The organism is Mesorhizobium sp. M7A.F.Ca.CA.001.04.2.1 (assembly GCF_003998485.1).
In the GTDB taxonomy this organism is placed as follows: Bacteria; Pseudomonadota; Alphaproteobacteria; order Rhizobiales; family Rhizobiaceae; genus Mesorhizobium; species Mesorhizobium ciceri.
The window spans coordinates 1-6,709 of sequence record NZ_RZQT01000215.1 but is presented as its reverse complement, the minus strand read 5'-3'; the positions used below and the strand labels follow the sequence as shown (position 1 = coordinate 6,709).

The 6,709-nt window shown below is 64.3% G+C and carries 4 protein-coding genes; 3 read left to right on the top strand and 1 reads right to left on the bottom strand.

All coding sequences use genetic code 11. The features are described from left to right. Positions 1-1,739: mechanosensitive ion channel family protein (locus EN955_RS33175; protein ID WP_164769951.1), on the bottom strand; the 1,739-nt coding region annotated here is incomplete at its 3' end. A gap of 240 nt (positions 1,740-1,979) precedes the next feature. On the opposite strand from EN955_RS33175, the gene EN955_RS33170 reads away from it, so the two are divergent. From EN955_RS33170 to EN955_RS33160, 3 genes are read left to right on the top strand one after another with little or no spacing between them, the layout of a single operon-like run. After that, positions 1,980-3,239, top strand: a complete 1,260-nt coding sequence (locus tag EN955_RS33170) for a sarcosine oxidase subunit beta (protein WP_024501330.1) — start codon at positions 1,980-1,982, stop codon at positions 3,237-3,239. Between the two features lie 17 nt (positions 3,240-3,256). Beyond that, the gene (locus EN955_RS33165; RefSeq protein ID WP_013531142.1) at positions 3,257-3,553 is read left to right on the top strand and encodes a sarcosine oxidase subunit delta; all 297 of its coding nucleotides are present in this window, start codon (positions 3,257-3,259) and stop codon (positions 3,551-3,553) included. Next, on the top strand, positions 3,550-6,543 hold the full coding sequence (locus tag EN955_RS33160) for a sarcosine oxidase subunit alpha (RefSeq protein ID WP_024501331.1): 2,994 nt from the start codon (positions 3,550-3,552) through the stop codon (positions 6,541-6,543). Before EN955_RS33165 ends, EN955_RS33160 begins: the two co-directional genes overlap by 4 nt. Positions 6,544-6,709 lie beyond the last annotated feature (166 nt).

Below are 6,709 nucleotides of genomic sequence, written 5' to 3'. Positions count from 1 at the left end.
ACGCCGGCATAGCCGACCGCCAGCCTGATCGAGTTGCGCACGCCGGTATCGACCTTGCCACGCGCCATGACCGAGCCGTCGAGCCAGCCCTGGAACCAGCGCGTCAGGAAATAGCCTATGACGAAGACGACGATGCCGGAGAGGATGCCGGTGACCGAGATCGTCACCGAGCCGATGTTGATCCCGGTTGCGAGCTTGTAGGCCCAAGCCTGGATATCGCCGGGCTGGAAACCCCACATCAGCAGGATCAGCGGCAGGAACACCAGCACGATCATCACATTGATGGCAACGCTGACGACAAGGCCGAGCTGATCGAGGGCCGTATCCTCGTAGCTGGAATTGGCCGACAGCCAGCGCCCGACGGAGGTGTTGGCGAAAGCACCCTCCTCGCCGATCGCCTGCGCCGACAGGAAGCCGATATAGGCGGTGATCAGCGCGGTGCCGGTAACGACGACCTGCAACGAAACGAACAGAGCAAGGCCGATGTAACCGAGCAGCGCCGCGACGATGGTGAAAAGACCGAGCGCAAGCGCCGTATAGCGCAGCCATGCCGGCCACGGCCGCCAGCTTCCGTCACGCGCCTTGAACGGCCTCAGCATCGCCATCAGGATCAGGATGACGCCGACGATGATGGTGGCGCCGAAACTGCGGGCGATGGTCAGCGACAGCGGCGAACCCATCTTGTCGTTGATCACCGACAGGAAGGTGTTGACGCTGATGACCACGGCCATGGCGGTGGCCAGGCGCACCAGCCAGCGCGCCGGCCCGGTTTCGACCGGGATCAGGCGCCAGTTCGGCAGCCGCGGTTCCAGCGCCGCATTGGTCAGCCGGTTGACGCAGAACACCACGCCGATGACGGTCGCCAGCGCGTTGAGGAAGAGCCCAATGTCGCCGCGCAACACATTGTAATAATTGAAAAAGAAAATCGTCGATCCAAGAAAGGCGGCAACCGCCAGCGTCGGCAGCAAGGTCGACCAGAAGGCCACCGAAAGGCGGCTGAGATAGGATGGGTCCTCATTGGTGGGGTCGGCTTCGAACACCCGCCCGAACAGGCGCCTGCCGCCAACCAGCAGCACCAGCGCCAGCCCGAGCGCCACGAAGGTTGCCGCCAGGATCGCCTGGAACTTGAACTTGAAGGCAAAGCTCAACCAGGACGACACCGCCTTGTAGAGATTGCCGAACTCGTCGCGGGCGTCGGAAAACACCTGTGGGCTCAGCGCATCCGACAGCACGTAGCGCTTGGTCAAAAGATTGCGGAACAGCTCGCTGCGCATATTGCCGATCTTGTCGATCAGCCCGCTGATGCGGATCGACAGGTTCTGTGCGCTGGCAACGACCGCGTTGATCTCGGCCTTTTCCGATGCAAGCGCCTGACGCTCGCCCGTCACTATGTCGGGCTCCTGCGGCTGGCCCACCGCCGGTGGAGGACCCAGCACCTCGATGCGATTGTTGATCTCGGTGAGCCGCGAGCGGAATACCAGCGCACTGGTGAGTGCCGCCCGCGACAGGTCCTCCAGCTGCAGACGGATCTCCACGAGTGAGGCATCGTCCTCACCGTCCTGCTGTATCTTCTTCTCGAGATCGTCCGTCTTGGCCGTTAGATCCTGGATGACCTTTTGCTGATCGGTGACCAAACCGGCCGAGCCCTGGCCGAGCGCTTGCGCCATCGCCTCAAACGAAAGCGGCGCCGAAACGACCAGCGTGAGTACCAGGATGAGACGAAGCAATCGGAAAAGCATGATTTGTTGGCGACTCATCGGCGGCAAAGGCAATTTGAAAGCCTGTCCTTGATAAAGACGGCCCTATCATGGGGCAAGCCGTCGTATCGCGAGCCCATCCGATCATTGGCCCCAACCGATCACTCACGCCGAGTGATCCCATCCCGGGCGTCGGCCAGTCGAAAGGCGATGGCGCAATATTGGCTTTGCGGATGCGGCCTGCTCTATAGTCTGCCGCATCGCCCGAACCGGATGACATCAATGGCAGAGTACTCGGCCTTTTCGCTGCTCGCGAACGCGCTCAAGGGAAACAAGGATTGGAAGCCGGCATGGCGCAAGCCTGACCCGAAGGCGTCCTATGACGTCATCATCATCGGTGGCGGCGGTCATGGGCTGGCGACCGCCTATTATCTTGCCAAGGAACACGGCATCACCAATGTCGCCGTTGTGGAAAAGGGCTGGCTCGGTTCCGGCAATGTCGGCCGCAACACCACGGCCGTGCGCTCGAATTATCTGCTGCCTGCCAACACCCGCTTCTACGAACACTCGATGAAGCTGTGGGAGAACCTGTCGCACGAGCTCAACTACAATGTCATGTTCTCGCAGCGCGGCTGCCTGAACCTGGCGCACACGCCGGCCCAATTCGACGACTATGCAAGGCGCGGCAACGCCATGCGCCATCTCGGCGTCGATGCCGAACTGATGACGAAGACTGAGATCAAACGCCTGATTCCGGCGCTCGATATCTCCGACAACGCGCGTTTCCCGGTGGTCGGCGGCCTGATGCAACGCCGCGCCGGCACCGCCCGCCACGATGCGGTGGCCTGGGGCTATGCGCGCGGCGCCGACAGGCGCGGCGTCGACATCATCGAAAATTGCGAGGTCACCGGCTTCCTGCGCGACGGCGACCGCATATCAGGCGTCACCACTTCGCGCGGCGACATCCGCGCCAGGAAGGTGGCCGTGGCGGTCGCCGGCAGCACCGGACGCGTCATGCAGATGGCCGGCATCGAGACGATGCCGATCGAGAGCCATGTGCTGCAGGCCTTCGTCACGGAATCGCTGAAGCCCTTCATCGACACGGTCGTCACCTTCGGCATGGGCCATTTCTACATGTCGCAGTCGGACAAGGGCGGCCTCATCTATGGCGGCGACATCGACGGCTACAACAGCTACGCCCAGCGCGGCAATCTGCCTGTCGTCGACGAGGTGATGAGTGAAATGCTGGCGTTGTTTCCGGGACTCGCGCGCGTGCGCATGCTGCGCTCCTGGGGCGGTGTTTGCGATATGTCGATGGACGGCTCGCCGATCATCACCGCCGGCCCCCTGCCCGGCATGTATCTCAACTGCGGCTGGTGCTATGGCGGCTTCAAGGCGACGCCGGCTTCCGGCTGGTGCTTCGCCTGGACCATCGCCAAGGACCAGCCGCACGACCTCAACGCGCCCTTCACGCTCGACCGCTTCCACCGCGGGCTGGTAATCGACGACAAGGGCCAGGGTGCAAACCCGCGGCTGCATTAGGCAATAGGTAGAGTCCAATGTTGATCACTTGCCCCTATTGCGGCCCGCGCGACGTCATCGAGTTCACCTATCAGGGTGACGGCAATCGTGAGCGTCCCGACCCCGCCTCGCAGAATTTCGAGGCGTGGAACGCCTATGTCTATGACCGGCTGAATCCGGCCGGCGACCACAATGAGATCTGGCAACATTCCGGCGGCTGCCGCGCGCATCTCAAGGTCGTGCGCAACACGCTGACGCATGAGATTTCCAGCGTTGCCTTTGCGCGCGGCGATCATGGGTCGGCCGCCCGCCACAAGGCGGAGGACAAGGCATGAGCCCGCGCCGCGCCGACACCGGCGGCCGCATCGACCGGCTGAAAACCATCCGCTTCACCTTCGACGGCACGGCCTACACTGGCCATGCCGGCGACACGCTGGCGTCAGCCCTGCTGGCCAAGGGCGTCACGTTGTACGGGCGTTCGTTCAAATACCATCGCCCACGCGGCCTGCTCACCGCAGGCGTCGAGGAACCCAACGCGCTGGTGACGGTGCTGAAGGGCGAGGTTCGCGAGCCCAACATTCCAGCGACCATGGTCGAGATCCATGACGGGCTGGTTGCCATCAGCCAGAACCGCTTTCCCTCGCTTGCCTGGGACATCAACGCCGTCAACCAGCTCGGCGGCAAGATCCTGTCGGCCGGGTTCTACTACAAGACCTTCATGGGACCGGTGTTCGGCCCGCTCAAGGGCACGCGTTTCTGGATGTTCTGCGAACACTTCATCCGCCGCGCAGCCGGTCTCGGCAGTGCCGGATCGGCGAAAGACCCGGCCCGCTACGAACGCATGAACGCCTTTTGCGACGTGCTGGTCGTCGGCTCGGGGCCGGCCGGCCTGATGGCCACCAAGGCCGCCGCCGATCAGGGTGCGCGCGTCATGCTGGCCGATCTCGAGCCGCATTTCGGCGGTTCGGCCAACTGGTCCGAGGAAACGATCGATGGCGCGCCTGCCGCCGATTGGGCGCGGCGCACCGTCGCCCAGCTCGCAGGCCGCGACAATGTCCGGCTTCTGCCGCGCACCACGGTGTGGGGTTACTACGACAACAACACGCTTGCGGCGCTCGAACGGGTCAGCGACCACAAGGAGCACCCCGGCAAGGGCGAGCCGCGCCATCGCTATTGGGCGATCCGCGCCAAATCCGTGGTCCTGGCCACTGGTGCGTTCGAGCGGCCGCTCATCTTCCCCGGCAATGACCGGCCAGGCGTGATGCTGGCGCATGCCGCCGAGCGCTATGCCAACGAATTCGGCGTGCTGCCGGGCGAGCGGATCGCGTTGTTCACCAACAATGACAGCGCCTATCGGGCGGCTGTCGCCTTGAAGAAGGCCGGCGCCGCGGTCGTCGCCATCGCCGATGTCAGGCCGGAACTTTCGCCGGAGATGCGCAAGCTGGCCGCGGAAGCCGAGGCAGAGATCTTTGCCGGCCATGCCGTCGTCGCCACCGAAGGCGGCAAGGCGCTGTCCGGCCTCAAGCTGCAGCGCTTCGACATGGCCAATGGGGCACTCATCGGTGATGCGCGCAGTATCCATGCCGATTGCCTGCTGATGTCCGGCGGCTGGTCGCCGACCATCCATCTGGCCAGCCAGGCCGGCGCCAAGGCAGAATGGAACGCCGCGCGGCAGGCTTTCCTGCCGCCAAAGCCGACACAGAGCTGGATCGGCGCAGGCGCCTTCACCGGAAGCTTCTCGACGGCCGAAGCCATCGCCGAAGGCCGCGCCGCCGGCCTCGCCGCCGCAGGCGGGCAGAGCACACCGTCCATGCTGCCGACCGTCGAAGCAGTGCCTGGCGATCCCGACCCCGCCCCGGTGTTCGAGATCAGGGCCAAGGGCAAGAGCTTTGTCGATTTCCAGCACGACGTCACGGCCGAGGACGTGCGGCTGGCTCACCGGGAAGGCTTTGTCTCGGTCGAGCATCTCAAGCGCTACACCACGCTCGGCATGGCGACCGACCAGGGCAAGAGCTCCAACGTGCCTGGCCTTGCCATCATGGCCGAGGCGCTGGGCAAGCCGATCCCCGAGGTCGGCACGACACGCTTCCGGCCGCCCTTTGCTCCGGTGTCGATCGGCTCGCTGGCTGCCGAGCGTTTTGGCGACCTGAAGCCAGAACGATTGACGCCGATGCATGACTGGCATCTGGCCAATGGCGCGACGATGTATTCCGCCGGCCTCTGGTACCGGCCGATGATCTATGGGCTTTCAGGCGAAACGGTCGAGCAGGCCTATGTGCGCGAAGCCAAGGCGACGCGCGAAAGCGCCGGCATCGTCGATGTCTCGACACTGGGTAAGATCGCGGTGCAAGGCCCTGATGCCGCCGCATTCCTCGACCGCGTCTACACCAACATGTTTTCGACGCTGGCCGTCGGCAAGGCCCGCTACGGGCTGATGCTGCGCGAGGACGGCCTCGCCTTCGACGATGGCACCACCTGGCGGCTCGGCGAGCAGGATTTTCTGATGACCACCACCACGGCCAACGCCGGCAAGGTGATGCAGCATCTGGAATATTTCCTCGACGTGATCTGGCCGGACCTGAAAGTCCACGTCACCTCGGTGACAGACGAATGGGCAGGTGCCGCGATCGGCGGCCCGAAGGCCAGGCAGATCCTCGCCGCCTGTGTCACCGGCACGTCGGTCGACAACGCCACCTTGCCCTTCATGGGCATCGTGCGCGGCGAAATATCAGGCGTGCCGGTGATGATCTGCCGGCTGTCCTTCTCCGGTGAAATGGCCTTCGAGGTCTATTCCGGCGCCGGCCATGGCACCCATGTCTGGAAAGCGCTTGTCGAAGCCGGCAAGCCGTTCGGGCTGGTCACCTACGGTCTTGAGGCATTGGGCACCATGCGCATCGAAAAGGGCCATGTCACCGGCGCCGAGATCGACGGCCGCACCACGGCGCGCGACCTGCATCTCGACTGGATGCTGTCGAAGAAGAAGCCGTTCATCGGCTCGGCGATGATGGACCGCGAAGGCTTGATCGCATCGGACCGCCTCGAACTGGTCGGCCTGATCGCCCTCGATAACCGGCCGCTCAACGGTGGCGCCCACATCGTCGAGGAGGTTGACGAAGCCAATCCGCACGACTCCATCGGCCATATCACCGCCTGCTGCTATTCGCCGGCGCTCGGCAGACATATCGCGCTGGCGCTGGTCGAGGGCGGCAAGGCACGGCACGGCACGCGCGCCCACGTCTCCGATCCCTTGCGCAACCGGTTCGGACCGGTCGAGATCGTCTCCAACCACTTCTTCGATCCGGACGGGAGCCGCATGCATGGTTGAGCACCAATCCCCGCTTGAGCCGGAATTTCACGTCGGCTCGCACGGCAATTTCGAGCATGGCGTCGAGATCATCCTGACCGAGGCGAGGCCGGGCTCGATCGTGCAACTCGCCGCCTGGCCCGGCGAGGAGAAGAGGCTGATCGCAGCCATCCGCACCGTCACCGGG

Excerpts from the sequence above, each read along its gene's own strand:
- EN955_RS33170 (WP_024501330.1), top strand. The coding sequence starts at position 1,980 with ATGGCAGAGTACTCGGCCTTTTCGCTGCTCGCGAACGCGCTCAAGGGA.
- EN955_RS33165 (WP_013531142.1), top strand. The coding sequence starts at position 3,257 with ATGTTGATCACTTGCCCCTATTGCGGCCCGCGCGACGTCATCGAGTTC.
- EN955_RS33160 (WP_024501331.1), top strand. The coding sequence starts at position 3,550 with ATGAGCCCGCGCCGCGCCGACACCGGCGGCCGCATCGACCGGCTGAAA.